Annotated in this window: 25 protein-coding genes and 1 pseudogene; 10 read left to right on the plus strand and 16 right to left on the minus strand. The window is 34.6% G+C overall.

What is annotated here, in order from left to right:
• The first annotated feature begins 44 nt into the window (after window positions 1-44).
• The 6 genes from miaB to RAM17_RS01315 all read left to right on the plus strand — a co-directional run bounded on the left by miaB (window position 45) and on the right by RAM17_RS01315 (window position 7,331).
• Window positions 45-1,472 carry a tRNA (N6-isopentenyl adenosine(37)-C2)-methylthiotransferase MiaB gene (miaB, locus tag RAM17_RS01290; protein ID WP_110448840.1) on the plus strand — a complete coding sequence of 476 codons (1,428 nt, stop codon included), beginning with the start codon at window positions 45-47 and terminating at the stop codon, window positions 1,470-1,472.
• 65 nt (window positions 1,473-1,537) lie between these two features.
• Window positions 1,538-2,011 carry a hypothetical protein gene (locus tag RAM17_RS01295; protein WP_110448839.1) on the plus strand — a complete coding sequence of 158 codons (474 nt, stop codon included), beginning with the start codon at window positions 1,538-1,540 and terminating at the stop codon, window positions 2,009-2,011.
• A 31-nt stretch (window positions 2,012-2,042) separates the two neighbouring features.
• Entirely contained in the window at window positions 2,043-3,056 is a 1,014-nt protein-coding gene (locus tag RAM17_RS01300) for a PhoH family protein (protein ID WP_110448838.1), read from the plus strand.
• A gap of 29 nt (window positions 3,057-3,085) precedes the next feature.
• Window positions 3,086-5,026: a penicillin-binding protein 2 gene (gene mrdA, locus RAM17_RS01305; RefSeq protein ID WP_110448837.1), complete on the plus strand. Its 1,941-nt coding sequence runs from the start codon at window positions 3,086-3,088 to the stop codon at window positions 5,024-5,026.
• A 2-nt stretch (window positions 5,027-5,028) separates the two neighbouring features.
• Window positions 5,029-6,135 carry a peptidoglycan glycosyltransferase MrdB gene (gene mrdB / locus RAM17_RS01310; protein WP_110448836.1) on the plus strand — a complete coding sequence of 369 codons (1,107 nt, stop codon included), beginning with the start codon at window positions 5,029-5,031 and terminating at the stop codon, window positions 6,133-6,135.
• 14 nt (window positions 6,136-6,149) lie between these two features.
• Entirely contained in the window at window positions 6,150-7,331 is a 1,182-nt protein-coding gene (locus RAM17_RS01315; RefSeq protein WP_110448835.1) for a serine hydrolase, read from the plus strand.
• A gap of 186 nt (window positions 7,332-7,517) precedes the next feature.
• Here RAM17_RS01315 and fliR read toward each other — a convergent pair whose 3' ends face one another.
• The 13 genes from fliR to fliF form a co-directional block, all read right to left on the minus strand.
• Window positions 7,518-8,321 (minus strand): flagellar biosynthetic protein FliR, encoded by an 804-nt coding sequence (gene fliR / locus RAM17_RS01320; protein ID WP_110448834.1) that lies wholly within the window; start codon window positions 8,319-8,321, stop codon window positions 7,518-7,520.
• Between the two features lie 5 nt (window positions 8,322-8,326).
• Window positions 8,327-8,596, minus strand: coding sequence for a flagellar biosynthesis protein FliQ (gene fliQ, locus RAM17_RS01325; protein WP_034900933.1), 270 nt, complete (start codon window positions 8,594-8,596; stop codon window positions 8,327-8,329).
• 22 nt (window positions 8,597-8,618) lie between these two features.
• Complete coding sequence (gene fliP / locus RAM17_RS01330; protein WP_110448833.1) at window positions 8,619-9,359, minus strand: flagellar type III secretion system pore protein FliP; 741 nt, start codon at window positions 9,357-9,359, stop codon at window positions 8,619-8,621.
• A 6-nt stretch (window positions 9,360-9,365) separates the two neighbouring features.
• On the minus strand, window positions 9,366-9,767 hold the full coding sequence (locus RAM17_RS01335) for a FliO/MopB family protein (protein WP_110448832.1): 402 nt from the start codon (window positions 9,765-9,767) through the stop codon (window positions 9,366-9,368).
• A gap of 20 nt (window positions 9,768-9,787) precedes the next feature.
• Entirely contained in the window at window positions 9,788-10,168 is a 381-nt protein-coding gene (fliN, locus tag RAM17_RS01340; protein ID WP_034900937.1) for a flagellar motor switch protein FliN, read from the minus strand.
• Complete coding sequence (gene fliM / locus RAM17_RS01345; RefSeq protein ID WP_110448831.1) at window positions 10,161-11,198, minus strand: flagellar motor switch protein FliM; 1,038 nt, start codon at window positions 11,196-11,198, stop codon at window positions 10,161-10,163. Before fliM ends, fliN begins: the two co-directional genes overlap by 8 nt.
• 5 nt (window positions 11,199-11,203) lie before the next feature.
• A complete protein-coding gene (locus RAM17_RS01350) occupies window positions 11,204-11,671 on the minus strand; it encodes a flagellar basal body-associated FliL family protein (RefSeq protein ID WP_034900941.1) in 468 nt (155 codons plus the stop codon).
• Between the two features lie 214 nt (window positions 11,672-11,885).
• Window positions 11,886-13,064, minus strand: coding sequence for a flagellar hook-length control protein FliK (locus tag RAM17_RS01355; RefSeq protein WP_110448830.1), 1,179 nt, complete (start codon window positions 13,062-13,064; stop codon window positions 11,886-11,888).
• Window positions 13,054-13,518 (minus strand): flagellar export protein FliJ, encoded by a 465-nt coding sequence (gene fliJ, locus RAM17_RS01360; protein ID WP_110448829.1) that lies wholly within the window; start codon window positions 13,516-13,518, stop codon window positions 13,054-13,056. Before fliJ ends, RAM17_RS01355 begins: the two co-directional genes overlap by 11 nt.
• A gap of 17 nt (window positions 13,519-13,535) precedes the next feature.
• A complete protein-coding gene (fliI, locus tag RAM17_RS01365; protein WP_258334385.1) occupies window positions 13,536-14,879 on the minus strand; it encodes a flagellar protein export ATPase FliI in 1,344 nt (447 codons plus the stop codon).
• 22 nt (window positions 14,880-14,901) lie between these two features.
• On the minus strand, window positions 14,902-15,678 hold the full coding sequence (locus tag RAM17_RS01370; protein WP_181414716.1) for a flagellar assembly protein FliH: 777 nt from the start codon (window positions 15,676-15,678) through the stop codon (window positions 14,902-14,904).
• Complete coding sequence (fliG, locus tag RAM17_RS01375) at window positions 15,671-16,669, minus strand: flagellar motor switch protein FliG (protein ID WP_086358416.1); 999 nt, start codon at window positions 16,667-16,669, stop codon at window positions 15,671-15,673. Before fliG ends, RAM17_RS01370 begins: the two co-directional genes overlap by 8 nt.
• Window positions 16,669-18,369: a flagellar basal-body MS-ring/collar protein FliF gene (gene fliF / locus RAM17_RS01380; protein WP_110448826.1), complete on the minus strand. Its 1,701-nt coding sequence runs from the start codon at window positions 18,367-18,369 to the stop codon at window positions 16,669-16,671. Before fliF ends, fliG begins: the two co-directional genes overlap by 1 nt.
• A 175-nt stretch (window positions 18,370-18,544) precedes the next feature.
• Here fliF and fliE point away from each other — a divergent pair, with 175 nt between their 5' ends.
• A complete protein-coding gene (fliE, locus tag RAM17_RS01385; RefSeq protein ID WP_034900954.1) occupies window positions 18,545-18,847 on the plus strand; it encodes a flagellar hook-basal body complex protein FliE in 303 nt (100 codons plus the stop codon).
• Window positions 18,848-19,185: 338 nt separating this feature from the next.
• On the opposite strand, the gene fliT is transcribed toward fliE, so the two are convergent.
• Genes fliT through fliD form a run of 3 tightly spaced genes read right to left on the minus strand, consistent with a single transcriptional unit; the run spans window position 19,186 to window position 21,371 of the window.
• A complete protein-coding gene (gene fliT / locus RAM17_RS01390) occupies window positions 19,186-19,533 on the minus strand; it encodes a flagellar protein FliT (RefSeq protein WP_181414715.1) in 348 nt (115 codons plus the stop codon).
• 17 nt (window positions 19,534-19,550) lie between these two features.
• Window positions 19,551-19,928, minus strand: a complete 378-nt coding sequence (gene fliS, locus RAM17_RS01395) for a flagellar export chaperone FliS (RefSeq protein ID WP_034900965.1) — start codon at window positions 19,926-19,928, stop codon at window positions 19,551-19,553.
• A gap of 9 nt (window positions 19,929-19,937) precedes the next feature.
• The gene (gene fliD, locus RAM17_RS01400; protein WP_110448824.1) at window positions 19,938-21,371 is read right to left on the minus strand and encodes a flagellar filament capping protein FliD; all 1,434 of its coding nucleotides are present in this window, start codon (window positions 21,369-21,371) and stop codon (window positions 19,938-19,940) included.
• A gap of 567 nt (window positions 21,372-21,938) precedes the next feature.
• On the opposite strand from fliD, the pseudogene RAM17_RS01405 reads away from it, so the two are divergent.
• The 3 genes and pseudogenes from RAM17_RS01405 to RAM17_RS01415 all read left to right on the plus strand — a co-directional run.
• Window positions 21,939-22,472 (plus strand): annotated as a pseudogene (locus RAM17_RS01405) (flagellin N-terminal helical domain-containing protein); the annotation flags it as partial.
• 61 nt (window positions 22,473-22,533) lie between these two features.
• Window positions 22,534-22,752, plus strand: coding sequence for a flagellin (locus RAM17_RS12660; RefSeq protein WP_306240495.1), 219 nt, complete (start codon window positions 22,534-22,536; stop codon window positions 22,750-22,752).
• A gap of 186 nt (window positions 22,753-22,938) precedes the next feature.
• The gene (locus RAM17_RS01415) at window positions 22,939-23,655 is read left to right on the plus strand and encodes an RNA polymerase sigma factor FliA (protein ID WP_086357009.1); all 717 of its coding nucleotides are present in this window, start codon (window positions 22,939-22,941) and stop codon (window positions 23,653-23,655) included.
• Window positions 23,656-23,770: the final 115 nt, after the last annotated feature.

Here is a 23,770-nt window from a genome sequence, read left to right on the forward strand (position 1 = left end):
TAAACCCGTTTTCATTTTAACAATTAAATATAGCTGAGTTATTGATGAGCAAAAAATTACATATCAAAACTTGGGGCTGTCAAATGAACGAATATGATTCAACTAAAATGGCAGATCTCCTTGAATCCACCCATGGTTTAACCTTAACAGAAAATGCCGAAGAAGCAGATATTTTATTATTAAATACCTGTTCTATTCGAGAAAAAGCCCAAGAAAAAGTTTTTCACCAACTAGGTCGTTGGAAAAATTTAAAACAACATAATCCTAATATTATTATTGGTGTTGGTGGTTGTGTAGCGTCACAAGAAGGTGCCCATATTCGTAAACGAGCGCCTTTTGTTGATATTATTTTTGGACCACAAACTTTTCACCGTTTGCCAGATATGATTGAACAGATCCGCAGTGGTAATGGTCAGCATGTTGTTGATGTTAGTTTTCCTGAAATTGAAAAATTTGACCGTCTACCTGAACCACGTAGTGAAGGCCCAACGGCATTTGTATCCATAATGGAAGGATGTAACAAATACTGTACTTATTGTGTGGTACCTTACACTCGTGGTGAAGAGGTAAGTAGACCTTGTGATGATGTAATTTATGAAATTGCTCAGTTAGCAGAACAAGGTGTTCGTGAAGTGAATTTATTAGGGCAAAACGTAAATGCCTATCGCGGACCAACCTTTGATGGTGATATCTGTTCTTTTGCTGAATTATTACGTTTAGTTGCTGCTATTGATGGTATTGATCGTATTCGTTTTACCACTAGCCATCCAATTGAATTTACAGATGACATTATCGATGTTTATCGTGATACGCCTGAACTGGTTAATTTTTTACATTTACCTGTACAAAGTGGTTCTGATCGCGTATTGAATTTGATGAAACGAACTCATACTGCAATTGAATATAAATCAATTATTCGTAAATTACGTAAAGTTCGCCCAGATATTCAAATCAGTTCTGATTTTATTGTTGGTTTCCCTGGTGAAACTCAAGAAGATTTTGAACAAACTATGAAATTAATCGCTGATGTTAATTTTGACTTAAGTTATAGTTTTGTCTATTCAGCTCGTCCAGGTACGCCTGCTGCAGAAATGGAAGATAATGTTTCTGAAGAAGAGAAAAAACAACGGCTCTATATTCTTCAAGAGCGAATCAATCAACAAGCTATGCAATTTAGTCGTCGCATGTTAAATACCGTACAACGTATTTTAGTTGAAGGTCCATCTAAAAAGGATCTTATGGAATTAACCGGCCGAACTGAAAACAATCGAATTGTTAATTTTGCTGGACATCCAGATATGATTGGTAAATTTGTTGATGTTGAAATTACCGATGTTTATCCTAACTCATTGCGTGGTAAAGTAGTGAGAACTGAAGATCAGATGGATCTACGGGTTAGTGAATCACCAATATCAGTTATTTCCCGAACTCGTAAAGAAAATAATTTAGGCGTTGGTATTTATCAACCATAATTATACAAATAGTGGTGTAATTTAATTAATAATAAAGATGGTAATTTATAAATAAGGAATATTAAGTGTTTATTATATTTGGTACAAAAGGACGTGAAGTTAATGAACATACAGGACCATTTAATTGCCCGAACTGTTGTGCACAGCAAAATATTGCTGGTGATAAAAAACAACATCAGTATACGCAAATAAAGGTAGCCAAATATTTTACGCTATTTTTTATTCCTATTTTTAGTTTTCAAACTTTAGGTCGATATATTAAATGCCAACACTGTAATTCTGATTTTAATGAAAATGTTTTAACTTATATTCCACCTACATTTGAACAGCAAGTAGCATCTTATGTCGAGCAAGAGTTAAAAAGTGGTACACCTATCACGATGGTTATCAATAAGTTGAAAAGCCAAGGGCTCGATAATAATCAAGCAACTAGTGCTGTGAATAATGTAGTTGGTGACAACATAGTGACTTGTCATCATTGCCATATGGATTTTTTAAAAGGTGTTGAAAAATGTTCTTTATGTGAAGAGCGTATTTGATCATTAACCTGAATAATTAGAGGACTTATCATTGAATATTACGACCCATGAAACCGTGCTAGAGCCAGCAGATAATCAGCGACTTAATAGTCTTTGTGGTCCTTATGATGACAATATTAAACAACTTGAACGTCGTTTAGGGATTGAAATAAATCACCGTGGTAATCTCTTTGCCATCACTGGTGATACCATTTGTGTAAAAGCTGCATCAGAAATATTACAATTGCTTTATAAGCAAACTAAACAAAAAGATAATATTATCGATATTGAGCCAGAGCAGATACATTTAGCTATTAAAGAATCTGGTGCATTAGAAAAAGCTAAAGAGCATCTTCCTGCGTATGTTGATCTGCATGGTAGTAAGCAAGTCATGATAAAAACCAAACGTGGAGTAATAAAACCACGTACACCTAATCAGGCTCAATATATTGCTCATGTATTAGATTATGATATTTCTTTTGGTATTGGTCCGGCTGGTACCGGAAAAACCTATTTAGCGGTAGCCGCAGCGGTTGATGCACTAGAAAAACAGCAAATTAGACGTATCGTTTTAACTCGCCCTGCGGTTGAAGCCGGCGAAAAACTAGGTTTTTTACCTGGTGATTTAAGTCAAAAAGTCGATCCTTATTTACGTCCACTTTATGATGCATTGTTTGAAATGCTTGGTTTTGAAAAAGTTGAAAAACTAATCGAAAAAAGTGTTATTGAAGTTGCTCCATTAGCCTATATGCGTGGGCGTACTCTTAATGATGCCTTTATTATTCTTGATGAAAGCCAAAATACCACAATTGAGCAAATGAAGATGTTTTTAACGCGTATTGGTTTTAATTCTAAAGCGGTCATCACTGGTGATATTACGCAAATTGATTTACCTCGTCACCAAAAATCAGGATTACGCCATGCCATCGAAGTATTAAGCGAAGTTGATGATATTAGTTTTAATTTTTTCAAGAGTGAAGATGTAGTTCGCCATCCTGTCGTAGCTAGAATTGTTAATGCTTATGAAAAATGGGAACAACAAGAACACAAGCAACAACAGTCATAAACAGAATTTAGAGGAGCTATATTATCTCTATTTCAGGTAAAACAAAAAAGGGCAATATTCGCGATCACTCAGCAGAAACAAACTTATTTTTGCGTAGGGCGTTGTTTGCATTTGTGGTAATTATTCTATTAATTTTTGTGTTATTAGCCAATTTAGCTGATCTACAAATTTCAAACTTTAGTTATTACAGTACTAAATCAAACAACAATCGTATTGAAATTATCCCTATTCCTCCTAGTCGCGGTATGATTTATGATCGTAATGGTACGCCATTGGCGATAAATAATATTACCTATCAACTTAATATTGTTCCTGATAAAACCAAAAACCTTAACGAACAGTTTGAACAGTTAAAAATGATTGTTGATTTAACTGATGAAGATATTGAGAATTTCCAAAAGGAACGCCGTAATTATCGGGCTCATCGACCTGTGCCACTAAAAGAAAATCTAACCGAAAAACAAATAGCACGTTTTATTGTTGATCAGCATCGTTTTCCATTTGTGTCGATTGTTAAAATTCAACATCGATATTATCCATATGGCGCTTCACTTACCCATATTCTTGGCTATATCTCTAAAATAAATACTCAAGATAAACAACGTTTAGAAGAAGAAAATAAAGCCAGCGATTATGTGGCTACTTTCAATATTGGTAAAATGGGGATTGAACGGTATTACGAAGATGTCTTACATGGTACGGCTGGTAATGAAAAAGTTGAAGTAAATAGCCGAGGTCGTATTGTTCGCTTACTTGAACAACATCCGCCACAAGCTGGTGAAGATATCTATTTATCCATCAACCTTAAATTACAACTCTATATTGAATCACTACTTACTGGACGAAAAGCATCAGTTGTTGCTATTGATCCCAATAATGGTGAAGTATTAGCAATGGTGTCTAGCCCTAGTTATGACTCAAATGATTTTGTTGGTGGTATTTCCAGTAAAAAATATAGTGAGTTACTTAATGATCCAAGTAAACCACTATTTAACCGAGCTTTACTTGGTGCTTATCCTCCTGCTTCAACGGTAAAACCATTTATTTCGATAGCCGCTTTAAGTGAAGGAGTCGTTTCACCAAAAAGTGTGGTTAATGATCCTGGCTGGTGGCAATTACCCGGTACTGAAAGACGCTATCGAGATTGGCTAAAATGGGGGCACGGCCATGTTGATGTATTACGAGCAATTGAAGAATCGGTAGATACCTATTTTTACCAAGTTGCTTATGATATGGGTATTGATCGCCTAAATTTATGGATGACTAAGTTTGGTTATGGTGAGCGTACTGGTATCGATATTTCGGCTAATGAAGAGACTCGTGCGGTTATGCCAAGTCGCGAATGGAAATTGAAGCGCCATAAAAAATCTTGGTTACAAGGTGACACCATTCCGGTTGGTATAGGTCAAGGTTATTGGACTGCCACACCTATGCAAATGGCTAAAGCATTAACCACATTAATTAATAACGGTAAAACTTTTACGCCGCACTTTTTACTCTATAAAAAAAGTGACATTATTAATACTAATCAGAATCAGCCAACTATTGATCCCGAAAAATATGTTGAACCTAATAGCCTAGTTGATGTTAATCCAGGCTATTGGGCATTAGCTAAAGAAGGTATGCATCGAGTTATGTTTGGTGCTCGAGGTACTGCACGTAAAGTTTATGCTGGTGCTAAATATCAAGCGGCAGGTAAGTCAGGTACCGCTCAAGTTTATGGTTTAAAAGAAAACGAAACTTATAATGCCCATAAAATACCCGAACATTTACGTGACCATGCCTTATTTATCGCTTATGCACCTTATGATAAACCGAAAATAGCGCTAGCTATAGTCCTTGAAAATGGTGGCGGTGGTAGCTCCAATGGTGGTGCAGTAGCCCGTAAAATATTGGATTATTATCTTGAGGGTGATAACTCAACAGAATTAGATGATGCATCATCATCGACGACAGGACATGAAGATTAATTATGAACAATATTAAGAAATCTTTTTGGCAAAAGATACATATCGATCCCCTTTTTTGCTTATTTATAACCTTACTACTTGGTTATAGCCTTTATATTTTATGGAGTGCTAGTGGCCAAAATGTAGATATGATGCAAAAACGAATTATCCAAATAATTCTTGGTTTTTTTGTGATGATTGTTTTTGCCCAAATTTCACCGCGAAGCTATGAACAGTGGGCACCTTATCTCTATATTGCCTGTATTATTATATTACTATTAGTTGATATTTTCGGTTATACCAGTAAAGGTGCTCAACGTTGGTTAGATTTAGGCGTCATTCGTTTTCAACCGTCAGAAATTGCTAAAATTGCTGTACCATTAATGGTAGCTAAGTTTATTCATCGTGACGGCTGCCCACCACCGCTTAAAACAACTTTGCAAACTTTAGCTATTATTGGTGTACCTACCTTATTAGTAGCAATGCAACCCGATTTAGGAACGGCTATTTTAATTATTATGTCGGGTATTTTTATTATATTTTTAGCTGGGATTAACTGGCGATTTATTCTTGTTGCTTTGATATTGATAGCCATATTTTTACCGATTATGTGGTTTTATTTAATGCATGATTATCAACGTGAACGAGTATTAACATTATTTAATCCTGAGCGTGATCCTAATGGTGCTGGCTATCATATCTTGCAATCGAAAACCGCGATAGGATCGGGGGGAATATGGGGTAAAGGTTGGCTTGAAGGTACGCAATCTCAGCTAGAATTTTTACCGGAAAGACATACTGACTTTATCTTTTCAGTTATCGCTGAAGAGTTTGGCTTTATTGGCTCTATTGTTTTGTTAGTCTTGTTTTTATGCTTAATTATACGTGGATTAATTATTGCTGCTCAGGCACAAACGACGTTTGGACGAATACTGTCTGGTGGTTTGATTTTGGTATTTTTTGTCTATGTATTTATTAATATCGGTATGGTCAGTGGAATCTTACCAGTAGTTGGTGTACCATTACCTCTAATAAGTTATGGTGGCTCTTCTCTGGTCGTTTTAATGGCAAGTTTTGGCATTATGATGTCTATTCACACTCATCGATACATGTTATCTAAAAACATTTAACGGAATTTTTATAAATGAAAAAGAAATTAAAATTATCTTTTGGCTTATTGGCGCTTGCAATATGTTCTTCTGCCTCTGCAGAGATGGCTTTTCCTATTCCAGCTATCCCTCAATTAGATGCAGAAGCCTATATTTTAATCGATGCCAAATCTGGCGAAATCCTAGCGCAATATAATGCTGAACAACAACGCGATCCAGCAAGCTTAACTAAAATGATGACAAGTTATGTTGTTGGTCAAGCATTAGAATCAGGCCGTATTAAAAATGATGATATGGTACTGGTGAGTAAAGATGCATGGGCAACCGGTAATCCGGTTTTAAAAGGCTCATCATTGATGTTTTTAGAGGTCGGTAAAACTGTTTCGGTTGCCGATTTGAATAAAGGTATCATTATTCAATCGGGTAATGATGCATGTATCGCTATGGCTGAACATGTTGCTGGTAGTCAAGGTGCTTTCGTTAATTTAATGAATGAATATGCAAAAAAAATAGGTTTGCAACATACCCATTTTGAAACGGTACATGGTCTTGATGCGCCAGGACAGTATACAACAGCTAAAGATATGGCACTATTAGGTCAAGCTTTGATTCGTGACTTACCAACTGAATATGCTATCTATAAAGAAAAAGAGTTCACCTATAACTTGTCTAAACCACAATTAAATCGTAATGGTTTACTTTGGGATACAACTTTAAATGTAGATGGTATTAAAACTGGTCATACGAATGCTGCTGGTTATAACCTTGTTGCATCAGCAGTTGATGGTAATACCCGTTTAATTTCAGCCGTGCTTGGTGGCCGAACCTTTAAAGGTCGTGAAGAAGAGAGTAAAAAATTACTCACTTGGGGATTCCGATTCTTTGAAACGGCTAATCCAGTTAAGCCTAATGCGCCATTAGTGACAGAGTCAGTTTGGTATGGCGATCAAAACAAAGTAAATTTAGGGACTATTAATGGTGCTTATATTACTGTGCCAAAAGGCCGTTCAGCTGATGTTAAAGTACAATACACCATTGATGATTACATCTATGCGCCAATTACCAAAGGTGCTGCGGTTGGTAAAATTCAATTTTTATTAGATGATAAAGTGATCAACGAACAACCTTTAGTTGCCCTTGAAAATGTTGAAGAAGCAGGCTTCTTTGGTAATATTTGGGATTGGATAAGCTTACAATTCCATAAATTATTTAATTAATTTTTAATTTATAATTAACTTGAACCGTTGTGTAACGCAAAGCTACACAGCGGTTTTTTATTATCTCGTATAAGCAACTATTAGTTATATACATGGTTAATAACCTTTAATGTTAAGGCTAAAAAACCCCGTTCCTCAAAATTTTTTGTTAAAAAATACCCCTGAATTTTATTAAGCTTAATTGGCTTAATTATTGGTGGTTGCAAGATAGATTAAAATTTGCGAAGTGGTTGAAAATATCTGTTCTAAAATAAATTCAACAAATGAAGGCAAGGTGGAAAATAAATAACTTAACATCATTAAGCCACATAATAAGGTGAGTGGATAGCCAACTACAAAAATTGATAACTGAGGGGTAATTCTATTTAATAGCCCTAATGACAAATTAATAATCAGCAATAACGTCATTAATGGTAATGCCAACATAACGCCATTACTAAATAATAGACCGGTTGTTTCGATTAAGGCTAAGTGACCGTTGGCCTTTAAAGGTGAAACGCTAATAGGAATAATCTCAAAGCTGTTAGCTAACCCATATAGTAACCATAGATGTCCATCTAAGCTGAGAAATATCAACAAGGCAATAATGTTAATTAAACGTGACAGTACAGAAGTAGATGGCCCACCAATAGGATCATAAAAGGTTGCCATGCCTAATCCCATTTGCATACCAATTAATTCACCTGCAAATCTTACCGTTAAAAAAGTAAGTTGTACGGTAAAACCGATTATGATGCCAATCATGATTTGCTGGGCAATAACCCAGATACCGAGTAATGAATAAAGGGTAAGGTTGTCGTCTAACTTTGGTAAAGGTAATAAAATGACGATCAGCATTGCTAAACCAATCTTTAACCGATTTGGCACCTCTTTTTCACCGACAATAGGTGCGACCATAATTAGCGCTAAAATACGGGTAAAAGGCAGAAAACTTGATCGAACCCAAGCAAAAAAATCAATATTAAACAGATCGTGAATCGCGGCGTCCATTAAGGTTAACTAGTTAAGTTAGGAATATCAGTAATAACCAGACGGATATAATCGATCATAGTCGTCAGCATTGAGGGGCCTAAAATGATTAATACTAACACCACCGCTAAAATCTTAGGAATAAAAGATAAGGTCATTTCATTAATTTGGGTTGCAGCTTGTAACAAACTGATAATTAGCCCAGTGACTAATGCTGCGAGTAGTAAAGGACCTGCAAGTGATGCGGCAACTTTAATTGCTTGAATGGCAAAATGGCTAATATATTCAGAAGGCATATAATCCCTTATACTGTTGTTGTTAACTGAAAAAGCTTTGTGCTAATGAACCTAACAATAAATGCCAGCCATCAGCTAATACAAACAACATAATTTTAAAAGGTAGTGATACTGTTGCTGGTGGTACCATCATCATCCCTAATGCCATTAATGTACTGGCAACAACTAAATCAATGACTAAAAAAGGAATAAACAGAGTAAAGCCAATTTGAAAAGCGGTTTTAAGTTCACTAACCACAAAAGCGGGGACTAAAACTCGTAGCGGGATATCTTCACGCGTTTGAATATCACCAGTATGGGACATATTAACAAATAGTGTTAAATCACTTTCACGAGTTTGACTCAACATAAATTCACGCAGTGGTTTGCTTGCCTCCGTCAAACTTTGTTGCATAGTGATTTGTTGTTGTGAATAGGGAATATAAGCATCTTGATATATTTTATCCAATGTTGGTGACATAATAAAAAATGTCATAAATAGTGCAATACCTAAAATTAATTGATTAGGCGGTGCGGATTGGGTACCAAGTGCACTACGTAATAGTCCTAACACAATAATGATACGAGTAAAACTCGTCATTAATAGTAATATAATTGGGATAAAAGTTAGTAGGGTTAAAAAAACTAAAGTTTCAACTGGTAATGACCAAGTTTGCCCTTCTGGTAGTGAGGTTTGAGTAACAATTGTTAACGGTGATAATTCAGCATAACTATATTGGCTGGCCAGCAATAAGCTAAATAAAATAACAAGTTTTAACCGCACAATTAATCACACCTTTTTACTGTTTAACACAGATCTTAATATCTGATTGAACAGATTATTTTTTGACTGTTGTTCAACGTCAGCTGGCTCTGCGAATAACATTTCAGTACGTTGTTCATTGATAGTATGGAGTAAAGTCATTTGTTGTGCTGTAACCCCGACCACCAGTAATTGATGATCAACATAAACCAGCATAATGCGATCTTTGGCATTTATATTGTAAGTTGCTTTAACATCAATGAATTGCTTAGTAGATTTTTGCCAACCTAACCGTTTTATTAGCCAGATTAAAACGAAAATAATGGTGATGACACTAAAAAAGGCTATTCCTATTTGGCTATATAAACTTGATTCAGCAGGAATAGACGAAAAGTTTTGTATACCGGAGTTGATAGTTGATTCGCTCATGGTTATCTCATTAATGTTTATTAACGACTTAATCTACGTACCCGTTCTGATGGGGTAATAATATCGGTAATTCGTACACCATAATTGTCACCCACCACCACGATCTCGCCTTGCGCAATTAAGTAACCGTTAATTAAAATATCTAATGGCTCACCAGCTAAACCATCTAAGGCGATAACTGAGCCTTGAGTTAAATTTAATAGATCTTTAATGGCCATTTTGGTGCGGCCAAGTTCAACACTTAAATTAACCGGAATATCTAAAATAAGATTAATATCTTGTTCTTTTACATTTGATGGTTGGGGAGAAAGGGTTTCAAAAATAGCTTCTGTCGTTACCGATTCTTCATCAGTTAAGTTAGTTGCTTGGCTATCATCACTGTTATTTGGCATATCACTCATTGAACACTCCTTCATTCAATTGTTCTAATACAGGGTTGCTTATTTGCTCTACTTGAATTGCATATTGTTTATTTACACTACCATATTGGCCTTTTAAAACCGGTACGCCACCAATAGTGGCATCTAGGCTGGTTGGTTTTTCAATATCTAAAATGTCGTTTACTTTTAATGCTAATAATTTGGCAACAGTTGTTTGAATATTTGTAAAATTAGCGACTAACTCAACCGTTGATTGTTTAATACCGCTAGTGAGGGAACTCATCCAGACATTATCATCTTGATGGGTTTGACTTTCGATCGGTGGTTTAATTAATAGCTCTTTGATAGGTTCAACCATTGTATATGGAATGCATATGCAGAAAGTTGCTTTAAAGCTTCCAATTTCAATTAAAAAGGTGGACGTTAACACAACATCATCGGGAGAACTGGTGATATTGGTAAATTTACTCTCAACTTCAGAACGAATATATTCAGTTTCAATACTGTATACGTCAATCCATGAATTTTGATATGTAGTTAAAGCAAGATCTAATACTCGTCTAATAATTTCTTGTTCGGTATGAGTAAATTCACGTCCTTCCTTTTCCATATTGGAGGTATGTCCATCACCGCCAAAAAGCGTATCAACAACAATAAATACCAGTTCTGGTGAAAAAGAAAATAAGCAGCTTCCTCGTAAAGGATTAAGATGAACTAAATTTAAATGGTAAGTTGCCGAAATATGCGAAAACTCTTTAAATGTTTTTGGCTCAATTGGCGAGGTAATAACATCCGTGTTACGACGTAATAAATTAAATAAACCAATTCGAAATTGACGAGCAAAGCGTTCATTAATGATTTCTAATGCTGTTAGTCTTTCAGGGATAAAACTATGTTTAACTGATATATCATAAGGTTTTACTTCAGTCCGTTTACTTTGCTGTGATTGATAATTTTGCACAATATTTTTTTCAATACTGGCAACATTATTCGGTGAATGTTTAGCTAAAGATTCACTTTTATCGCTAGTAGATTGAAGCTTATCAAACATGATAATTACCTTATAATGAAATCAGTGAATAACACTTCATCGATTTTTACTGAATGTTTGGCATCGTATTGACGTGATAATGCTGTTTTTATTTGCTCTTGTAATTCGAGTTTGCCAGATTCTTTTTTCAAATTATTGACATATTGTTTTGAGGTTAACAGCAATACATCACTTCTTACTTCAGGCAAATATTCTAATAATACCGTTTTTTGATCTTCATCTTCGACACGTAACACCATACCAACATATAGAATTTTATTGATATCTAAATTATCTTCAGAAGGTGGTAATGTAATGGTAAATGGTTTTAAGGTTAAAAAAACTGGTGATGAAACTTGAGGTTCTTGATGAGTGTGCGTCGTATTTTTAGCTTGATTTTCGAACCATAAATAAGCTGCTGAACCTATTGCGAGTAAGGTAATTAGAATAAGTATTAGGTTTAAAATTCTTACTTTTTTATTGGTGGTTTGCATATTTATTATTGTCTCAATGAAAATTAACGAAAGATTTGTAGCTATTTAAATAACCAAAAATTACCAAAATAATAAATCATGCCGTAAGAATTAATCGGAAGAATAGGCAATAAAAATATTATCTATTCAACCTTTTTAATATTAAGTTATCAACGTTAAACACAGCGATAAGCCTAGATATCAATCATTTTATAAACATTGTCATAACCGTTATTTAGGCAAAAATACTTAATCCTGATTGAACAACCTCAGTATGATGATCAATTTTTTGTTGAATTGGATTGATATCATCTAATAGTTGTTCTGTTTCAAATTGTTGTGGTTGTTGATAAGAAGATGACTGTTTAGAATCATTCATCATTGAAAAATCACTAATGTTAGTGTGTTGTAAAGTGATACCTTGTTGTTCCAATGAGGTTCTTAACATGGGGAGAGCTGATTCTAACACACCCTTAACCATATTATGCGCAACCGCCATGTGCAGATCGATTTTGTCATCAATCATGGCTAATTTAATATGTAATGATCCTAGTTCTTGTGGATTTAATTTTATTTCGGCATTTTGAATACCTTGTCTACTGATCAAACAAATTTGTTCATTTAAAGATGCTTGCCACTTACTAATATCCATGGGCATCGGTAAATTTAAGTTTAATGTGGTTGGATTTGCTGTAGAGGTTGGTGGATTAAATAGCGATGATTGGCCATTTAGATCTATTGATAAAGCCATTTCTGATGGTGTATTAACCAAATTAGTAGTAAACAATTTATCTGTCAAAATTGACGCCAAATCAGTATGATGATCATTGCTATGATTATTTACCAGCGTATCAGTTGACTGTGTTTGATTAATGATCAAATGTACATTTTTGGTCGTTTGTGGCTGATTATTTTCCCAAGCCAATAAATGACTATGGTTTGGTTGATTGGTTTTGTTGATTAATTGCTCACTGTGATTAATTGAGGCAATAATTTCGGCAGCTTTTTCATCAATATGGATGCGCTGTTTGATATCATCAGTACATTGTGTATCCAACTTTGGATCAATCATGGTTGGATTAGCTTCTAATAATAGTTTAGTTTCATATATTGGTTGATTTTTTGGTTGAGCATCCGATTGCCTATTTTGCTGTATATCCTCTTGCTGATTGAATGGCATAGAAAATAGTATGAACAACTCTTCACTTTCCATTCGTTCTTTCTGCTCTAACTCATTGTCTTTTAAGTTTGTAGCATTAACGTGATTATTATTATCACTTAGCCATTGTTGTTTTTCGGTAAGTTGTAATAATTTTTGGAAAAAATCATCATCAAGAATAGATAACTGGTTGTCGTTTAATTCAAATTGTTGAGATGAGATTAATGGAATATCGCTAAACTGATTAATATTCATTCAATGTTCTCCTTGCTATCTGCTGCTGAGCAAATTCATCGGTTAATTTTTGTTGTAAACGACTCTGTTGTAGTAACAGTTTTTTATGTTGTTTATCTAATAATGTAGTATAAGTATTTAGGCTTTTTTGTGATTGATTAAGCTCATTGGTGATCTGCTTTTGTTTTATATCTAAAGTTAATAGTAGTTTTTTTTGTTGCGCTATACCTTGTTCAATAGCTGTAATAAAAGCATTAAAATTATTTAATTCCGATCCCTTAATGCCACTGGATAAAGCATTATTTAGCCGTTGTTGGTACTCGTGATAATAATCATTTAATACATTTAGTTGTGATTGTGCATTACGTTTATTTTCGTGTGCATGTTTTAATTTAATCAATTTTTCATCAACTGCTTTTTCAGCGAGCTTTTTTAACGTTATAAATGCAAATTTACCATGATGTTGATTGGCCATAATTCTTTCCTAATTTATCAGCGAGCAGCAACAATATTGATTAATTGTTGATAAGCGTCTTGATAACTACAATACTCATTGATTCCTTGTTGTAAAAATTGCTGCATAGCTGGAAAAAGTGAGATAGCTTTATCTAATAATGGATCGGTTCCAGCTACGTAAGCACCAACATTAATCAAGTCCCGATTGCGCTGGAAACTTGAAAATAATTGTTTAAATAACCGTGATTTTTTTTCATTTTCTGGCGGGGTAAGATCGGTCATTACACGACTGATTGACGCTTCGATATCAATGGCTGGATAATGCCCCGATTCAGCTAGTGAACGTGATAACACTATATGACCATCAAGAATTGCCCTTGCTGAATCAGCAATAGGATCTTGTTGGTCGTCACCTTCGGTTAACACAGTATAAAAAGCAGTAATTGCCCCTTTTCCTTTGGCATCATTACCTGCTCTTTCAACTAATGCTGGCAATTTTGCAAATACTGATGGTGGATAACCTTTGGTTGCCGGCGGTTCACCGATGGCTAAGGCTATTTCCCGTTGTGCCATGGCATAACGGGTTAGTGAATCCATGATCAGTAATACATTAAACCCTTGATCACGAAAATTTTCGGCTATTTTTGTGGCATAAGCTGCACCTTGTAGACGTAATAATGGCGATACATCGGCTGGTGCCGCGACAACTACTGAACGCGCTAAGCCTTCTTCACCAAGTATATTTTCGATAAAATCTTTTACTTCCCTGCCTCGTTCGCCAATCAGACCAACCACAATAATATCAGCTTTGGTATACCTAGCCATCATGCCAAGTAGTACACTTTTACCAACACCAGAACCGGCAAAAAGCCCCATTCGTTGACCTTGGCCAACGGTTAATAATGCATTGATAGCACGAATACCGACATCTAATACTTGATGAATAGGTGTGCGAGTCAGAGGGTTTAGTGATTTATTGATTAATCCTTCATATTCAATATTTTCTGGTAAAGGTTTGCCATCCAATGGTTTGCCCATTGCATCAACTATTCGTCCTAATAAGCCCGTACCAATAGGTAAAACTTTATGGCTAAAATGAGTTAAATCATATTGTGAGGTATATACTCTGGCATCAAGTAATATGCCATCGGTTGATTCAAATGGCATCAGATATAAGGTTTTACCATTAAAACCAATAACTTCACACTCAACAGCTTGTACTTTTCCATCTAATTGCCGTTCGACAAAGCAGTTAGAACCTAAAGGTAATTTTAAACCCACGGCCTCTAAAACTAAGCCCGAAGCTTTAACTAAGCGACCATATTGACGGATTAACGATATTGACTGTAATTTTTGTTGCGCACAATCAATTTTAGTCATCCATTGCCTACAAAAGTCCACCTTAATGTTCAACTCCATGTACATTATCTGAGATGATTTGCCAATGATGGGTTACACTGGCGTCGATCTCATTGGTTTGGGTAAATATTTTGCAACCCCCTAATTCGATATTGGCATCGGCTATAAACTGCCATTGCTGTGGTTGCAACTCATTATTTAGTTGTGGTTCAAGCCATAACAAGTCTGTTGGATTAATTCGTACTACAATTGGTGGGTTAACAATTGTATTTTGTTCAATTAATGATTTTATAATATGTAATAATTGTTTTTGTTTTACTTTTGATAATGAACCAACTGTTTTTTCGGCAGCAAGTAAAGCTAAGTCAAATAGCTTTGGTACAATTTTCTCATCAATTTGGCTAATCGATTGTTGAAAGCTGATTGCTAAATTTTTGATGGCATTTATGCTAGTTAATTTTTCTGCTGTTAACTGTTGTTCTATTGTGTCCAGCCCTTCTTGGTGACCGAGAGTGAATCCTTGCTCATAGCCAGTCTGTTTGCCAATATTAAAACCTTCTTCTTTACCTAAATTAAAGCCTTCTTGGTATGCTTCATCTCTTGCTTGTTGTTTAATATTTTCGAGTTCTAGCAATATTGCTGGGCTATTAATATCAAAAGAGTCTTCATCTTTATCATCGTGGCTATCTGGCTCTAATGGTGGCGCAAATTCTTCCAACTCTTCTGGCTGTTGCTGGCTGGTTAATGGTGATAATTCGCTAAGTGCCAAATCTTGGAAATGCAATGGTTTCCAACTTACACTATTAGTATGATTATACATATTCATCATCACCACTTGTTAAGATCATCTCACCAGTTTCTGCTAAGCGCCGTGCAATAACCAAAATTTTCTTCTGTTCGGTTTCGACTTGCGACAAGCGAACTGGTGGTCTGTTTTCTAAATCTTCTCGTAATATTGAGGCAGCGCGTTGTGACATATTTGCTAATAGCTTGTCGCGTAGCGTTTCTGTTGCCCCTTTCATAGCGATGATTAAGGTTTCATTATCCACCTCTTTGAGTAGACGTTGGATACTTCTATCATCGACATCAATCAGATTTTCAAATAGGAACATTTCATCAATGATTTTTTGAGCAAGCTCATTGTCATAATCTCGTAATGCATTGATAACCAATTCTTCTTGTTGTGATTTCATCAGATTGATAATTTCTGCTGCGGTGCGGATGCCACCCATGTTATTAAGTTTAATATTTTGTCCATGTAGTAAGGTTGATAATGATGTCGATAACACTTCTAATGCTGATGGCTCTACGCCACCGAAAGTTGCAATACGTAGCATGACGTCATTACGTAATTGGTCATCAAATAAATTTAAAATCTCAGCAGCCAAATCGCGATTTAAGTGAACTAAAATGGTGGCGATAATTTGTGGATGTTCTTTTTTAACTAAATCAACCGCGCGTGCAGCATCGACAAAGTTAAGCATTTTTAAACCATCAGTGGTATCTTCGATATCAGTATCTAATAGTTCATCAAGCAATCGGTTAGCTTTATCACTACCAATTGATTTTTCTAGAACTTTTCTTAAATAGCCATTGGTATCTGTATTTAATACTGCACAATCATCAAGAGTATTTTGACACTCATTAAGAATATTTTTCAGTTGTTCTTGAGTTAATTGTGGCAATCCCATCATGGCACTACTAATTTTTTGTACCTCTTTGTGGTTTAAAAATTGCATTACTTTGGCTGCTAATTCTTCACCTAAAATCATTAAAATTGTCGCTGCTTTTTGCGCTTCAGTTAAATTCATTACTCGGTGTCCTTCTTGTTCATCCAACCACGTATAATCAGAGCCATTACACGAGGATCTTTCTCGACAATTTTGCGGATGTATTGCTGTTGTTGCATATTATCTTCAAAAATCTTCTGTTGCAGTTTACTGTGTGCTTTGTAATCAAGCTTATCTTCACTAGCCATTGTGCCATCAGATGATCTGTTATCAGTATTAAGATATTGTCTTTGAATTTTAATCCATATCGAGCGTAATACTTTGCGCCATGCAAACCAGATTATTAAAATATAAATCAGATATTTAATTGCGACTTTCAGCATGTCGAAAACTTCATGTTTTTGTAAAAAGACAATGGCGGCATTTTCATCTTCAATTTGATCGGTAAATTTCAAATTAGCCACTGTTAATGAATCACCACGCAAGTCAGAAAACCCCATTGCTTGACGGGCAAGCGCTTCAATATGGGTGAGTTCCTCTTGATCTAGTTTTACCCATTTTTCAACGGCTTCCTGTTCTGAATTTTCTTCATTTGCCGATGTGACTTCATCGGCTGAAATAAATTTATAATTAACTAAAACAGCGACAGATAAACGCTTGATACGACCTTCAGGGATTTTGCTATGAATAACTTGACGATTAACTTCAAAGTTCAATGTCTTATTTGACTGTAAATGATACATTTTTTGTTTATCGTCTTTATCTTTGGTATCGCTCTCACCATCAATTGGTGCACTAGGCGTTGGTACCGGTTGATTAGATAATGCGCCCGGCACACCACCGATAATATTGCTTGATGCTAATTGGCTATTTTCAATTTGTTGCTTACTACGAATAGTTTGGTTGCTGGCATCGCTATTGGGATCATAAATTTCTGATGTTGACTCTTGCCGACTAAAATCGATATCCGCATTCACTTGTACCTTAACATTTTGTTGTCCCAAAATAGGGATAATAATTTTTTCTACTCGTTCTCGAATTAGATTTTCAATGCGTTCACTATATTCTAATTGGGCAATATTAACGTTACTGTCACGGTATCTTTCACCGGTTAATAAATTGCCTTTTTGATCAATAATCGTCACCTTATCCGCTTGTAATTCTGGCACACTACTCGAAATTAAATGAATGATGGCGTCAATTTGACCTTGAGATAAAGCTCGACCTGGTAATAAAGTTAGTGCAACAGAGGCGGAAGGGAATTTTCTTTCTCGAACAAATAAAGAGGGTTTAGGCATCGCTAAATGCACTCTGGCATCATCTACACTACTAATAATGGCAATGGTTCTCGATAGTTCGCCTTCTAATGCTCGTTGATAGTTGATTTGTTCATTAAACTGACTCATGCCAAAACTTTCTTTGTCGAGTAGTTCAAAACCAATTGCACCACCTTTAGGCAAACCCTGCTGTGCTATTCGTAAACGAGTATGATAAATTTGATTTTGGGGAATTAAGATATTTGTGCCAGAGGATGAAAATTTGTAGGGAATATTTAACTTATCAAGTTGGCTAATGATTTCACCGCCATCCTTATCATTCAAATTACTAAATAATACGCCATAATTATCGTCTTTAAGCCATAAGTAAGTAATACTACTAATTGCTATTACAATTACTCCTACAATAAGGAGTAGCATTTTACGATTTATTTTTAATTGATTAATAAAAGGTAACTTACTCAATATTGATTCGCCTTTGTTACCAACTGCCTGGCTATCCATATGTATCCTAACACTAAACTGACTAGATTAATTCTAGGGTTTATTATCTGTGTATTTAAAAAAATCAATAGCTAAAAAAGCATATGCTTTACCCTTTAGTTATCGCTTTTAGATTGTTATCTTTATGATAATTTACGCTATAACTTGATTAAGACGAATAACCGTGACCTTTATTATGAATAGTATTGATGCCTTTAATAGCACAACATTAACCCAACTTGATTTTTCACATAAGCAATCTATTAATCATAGTGAACAAAATTTTATGGCTGAATTAAAAATGGCATTAGATAAAATCAGTCAAACACAAATAGACGCTAGCCAGCAAGCCAAAGCATTTGAGATGGGTGAAGCCAATATCGCATTAAATGAGGTGATGGTTAGCATGCAAAAGTCTTCAGTTTCTTTACAATTTGGTATTCAAGTTCGCAATAAATTAGTCGCAGCATATCAAGAAATTATGAATATGAATGTTTAAACCTTTATCGGATGGTTACTTATCGACTAGATGATAATATTTTGGTTTAAAAAATAGTATTAATTAATCACCAATTTTTATCCTAAATTGGTTTAACCTCACCACTATTGTTATTACAACGACTATCGAGATACTCGCTATAAGATTATTTTTGAAGTTAAAAATGCTTTAGTTATTGCGAAGTGAGCTAGTCACCAGTACAAGCAAAGTGTATACATTAACGATGTAAAATTAAGCAAAAAAAGTTTGCGGAGTGGGGTTTTTGGCAGATAAAAATAGCTAAAAAACCCCGTTCCTCAATTATTTTTATTCTTTTTTTTAACTACTCTGTGAATAATCTAAACTAAATTGGCGATTGTTTGGTAGCTATCTATTTTGGCTTGATAATCAACCTGCTCACCAATTAATTGGCTTAATTCATTATGTCGAAGATGGATTAATTGCTTTAATTGCTCATGATAACTAAGAATATTATTGATATACATTTGAAGAATATCTTGTTGTGATAATGGTATATTATCAATAGTAGTTAACCCATTTTTGAGTTGAATATCACGTGCTAACTGCTGATATTTAGTTTGCCAACTAATTAATAATTCCCAATTTTCTTGTTGTGCATTAATTAGCATTTGCTCAACAACATAATTAAGTTGCTCGTATTGTTCTAGTACTAGACTCGTATTCAATGTTGCTACATCCATAACTATGCTATCTCACGCCAAGCTTGGGCAATATTATTAAGCAGATCAAAACAAGTTTGCAGTATTTGTGTATCATTATGTAGATTAGCGAAAACCAGTTGTTGACTGATATATTGATATAACTGATCTAAATTTTCAGCAATTTCACCGCCTTGATCTAGATCAAGGCAACTTTTAAGCCCATTATCAATGATATTGATAGCTTTAGAAATGGCTTTTCCTTTACCAGCAATATTACCCTTTTGTATATATAACTCAGCTAAGCGAATAGCATTTAATGCGCCATCAAATAACAAAACAATAAGCTGATGAGGTGAAGCCTGACTAACGCTGGTTTCTAAATTAACTTGTTTATAAGCTTGAGATCCCATTTTATACATTGTTATGCCTTATTTTTTCAAATTCGCCATCATTTCAAATTGGGTGGTAAGATAATTACTCATACCATTTAATTCATTGATTAAGATATCTAGTTTTGTGAATTGTACCCGATAACGCTCGATAGTTTGGTCAATAGAGTTATTAACTTGGTCATAGCGTTTATCTAATGATTTTAAGGTAGAATTTAAACCGTTAGTTGCCGTATCAATCATGCCGTCGCTATCAATAAAGCTACTTACTTTGGCAAAGACTTCGTTGGCAATGCCAGTTGTTTCACCATCACCAGTAAATAAAATGGCGACTGCTTCACTGTTTTCTTTAAGGTTTTTTTCTAATTCGTTTTCTTTAATTACCAGCTTGCCATTACTATCCATATTGATACCAATTTGTGCTAATACCGATAATTCTCCTGTTTGACCTTTAGAAAATATAGAGCGAATACTTTGATCAATATTACGTAGAGTTGAATCACCAATCAGTGGGCCATTACTATTATTTAATTCATCTGAATTGGCATCACCAGCGGTAAATTGCGTTAAGCTTGATATGGTTGATTGTAATTGATTAAAGGCATCAACCCACTCTTTAAGGGCTTCTTGAGCTTTGTCATTGTCAGCGCTGATGGTTAAATTTTGCGCTGTTGTAGTGACTGCTTTTAATGTGATATCGACACCAGGAATAACCTCTTTAACGGTATTTGATGAGCTATTAATCGTTATACCATTAAAGCTAAATTTAGCATCTTGCGCTTTAGCTACTTCACTCATAGCTGATGAATCAGCTTGATTAGCATTAAAACCAATTAGTGAATTAAGTTTATCATCATCGGATGAAATAGAGGTAATGGCTTGTTGTTCACCGGTTTCTTTCGATGTGATAACCAGTTGATAGCTATCAGTTCCAGAACGGACAATAGTGGCATTTACCGTTGTGTCACTGGTTGAACCATCTTCATTAATCACCTTAGCTTGATTGATTGCATTGGCTATTGATTCGAGCGATGTGTCATCTTTGCCTAACGTGATATTTAATTTTTGGCCATTAGCTTGTTCTATTGTGAGGGTACGGGTTTCATTATCATTACCTAAAGCTGATGTTTTATCATTTATAGCATTCGTGGCAACACTATGTGCAGTGGCAAGTTGTTCGACGCTAACTGCATAATTACCTAATTGGGCCTTGCTATTTACATTAGTGGTAAAATAGTTGTCATTACCAGATGCAAAACGCGCTTGAAACAGCTCTTTTTTTTGCAGTTTTGCTGTTGCGCTGTTGAATGTTGATAATGCACTTTTTAATTTACCAAAACCGCTTATTTTATTATTAACTGCTTTTTGTTGGGCTTTTATCGGTGTAAGACGATTTTTCTCAACGGCTTCTAATTGATCTAATACTTCATTTAAATCAATACCAGAACCAATTCCTAATATACTCATTGCCATGATTGATTATCCTAATATAAATTCTTTCATCCCTTGTTTTATCGACCAATACCGTAAAAAGTTTAGCTGTTTTTAGTTTTTTATCTTTACTAATAAATAAGTCGGTTTTGGCAATGAGAATATTGATAATCAGTTTTATCTATTAAAAAATGAGTTAGTTATCTCAATCAATAGTGTTGTTAGCTGTCCTTTATGTTGCCTAACATTAAAATTGTGTAGTGAAACTTCCAATATCATTACTATTGATTGATTAGAAAATATATTGCCATGAATTAAATTGGGACAAGCTTAAGCTTTGTTGCCACAAATTTTTATTAAAGAAGGCTATCAACCAGTCGATTCAGCGATACATAACTTTGATTACTATACATATAAATATCTATGATGCCCTTTAATCATGTTCATCAAACAACTTAGTTATTCCGCTTTATTTAACCTCAATAAATAAAAATTCAAAAAAATATTAAAGTTTCCTTTTTTAATACCGATAACTAAACCATCAGCATATATATTGAATTGTTTTTCAATATCTCGTTGATCTAACTAATCATATTAAAGGAGATAAAAATGGCACAAGTAATTAATACTAATACTATGTCTTTAATGGCAAGAAACAACCTTAATCATTCTCAAAGCGTGCTTGGAACTGCAATTGAGCGTCTATCATCTGGTATGCGTATCAACAGTGCTAAAGACGATGCCGCTGGTCAAGCAATCGCTAACCGTTTTTCTTCTAGTATTCGTGGTTTAACTCAAGCTGCACGTAATGCCAATGACGGTATTTCAATTGCACAAACTACAGAAGGTGCATTAAACGAAATCAATAATAACGTACAACGTATTCGTGAATTAACTGTTCAAGCAGCAAACGGTACTAACTCTGAAAGCGATCTTGTATCAATCCAAAATGAAATCGATCAACGTTTACAAGAGATCGACCGTGTATCAGCACAAACCGACTTCAATGGTACTAAAGTATTATCAGAAGACAAAACACTGAACATTCAAGTTGGTGCAAATGATGGTGAAATCATTGCTATCAATTTAAAACAAATTGACAGTGATAAATTAGGTTTATCTGGTTTTAATGTATCTGATGCGCCAACCGCAGATCCATTAAAAACAATCGATGAAGCATTATCAAAAATTGATGAATTACGTGGTGAAGCTTGGTGCGGTACAAAATCGTTTTGAATCAACCGTAACTAACATCAATAATACTGTAAATAACTTAAGTTCAGCACGTAGCCGTATTGAAGATGCAGATTATGCTGAAGAAGTATCAAATATGACTCGTGGTCAAATCTTACAACAAGCAGGTACTTCAGTATTAGCACAAGCTAACCAAGTACCACAATCAGTATTGTCTTTATTACAATAAAACAATACAAGTACATAACTAGAATTTCGGTCACTCTAATTTTGTACGATAACAATAGTGGTATTTTTTAATACCACTATTGTTAATAATGTTAATTACCTATTTTTTAATATCTTATTCTTGCCATTAATTCAATCAATTATCGTCATAATAATCATTAGCATTTTTTTACATTGGTTCAGAAAAATGAGTGATAGCCTGTATAACTCTCAAGGTGTAGTGAATCAAATCGATTGGCAACAATATCTATATTTAGTTCGTAATGAAGCGTTGAAATTAGCTGTTCGATTGCCAACAACGATTGAACTTGATGACTTACTGCAAGTTGGTTATATAGGTTTATTAGAGTCTATAAAACGCTATGATGCATCTCAAGGTTATACTTTTACTACCTTTGCTACTCCGAGAATAAAAGGGGCTATGCTAGATGAATTGCGTAGTCGAGATTGGTTACCACGGCAAACACGGAAAAAAATTAAAGATGTCACTAATGCTATTAATGAATTAGAACAAAAATTAGGCATACCTCCCAATGATCAGCAGATAGCTGCACATCTGCAATTATCTCTGACTGAATATCACAAAGTATTATTAGATTCAAATTATAGCCAAATCTGTTCTTATGATGAGATTCACAAAAAACTCGGCGATAATTTGGATGCGTTAATTGAGCCTGACGCAGATAACAATCCTTTTGCTTCCATTATTAATGATGAAATTCGCAATATTATTGTTCAACAAATTAGTAACTTACCAGAAAAAGAAAAAATGGTTTTAGCTCTCTATTATCAAGAGGAATTAAATTTAAAAGAGATTGGAAAAGTGTTGGATATTAGCGAATCTCGAGTAAGTCAATTACATAGCCAAGCAATTAAACGAATACAAAGTAAAATTGTTTTATAAAAAAAAGAATTAAAACAGTAAAACATGGAAAAATAAATCGAAAATAAATTGAAATGATTTTTTTATTGACCTTTCGAATTTAAAAATGTAACTTTAAGTTTAAAAAAGTGGTATT

This window comes from Gilliamella apis, assembly GCF_030758615.1.
GTDB lineage: Bacteria > Pseudomonadota > Gammaproteobacteria > Enterobacterales > Orbaceae > Gilliamella > Gilliamella apis_A.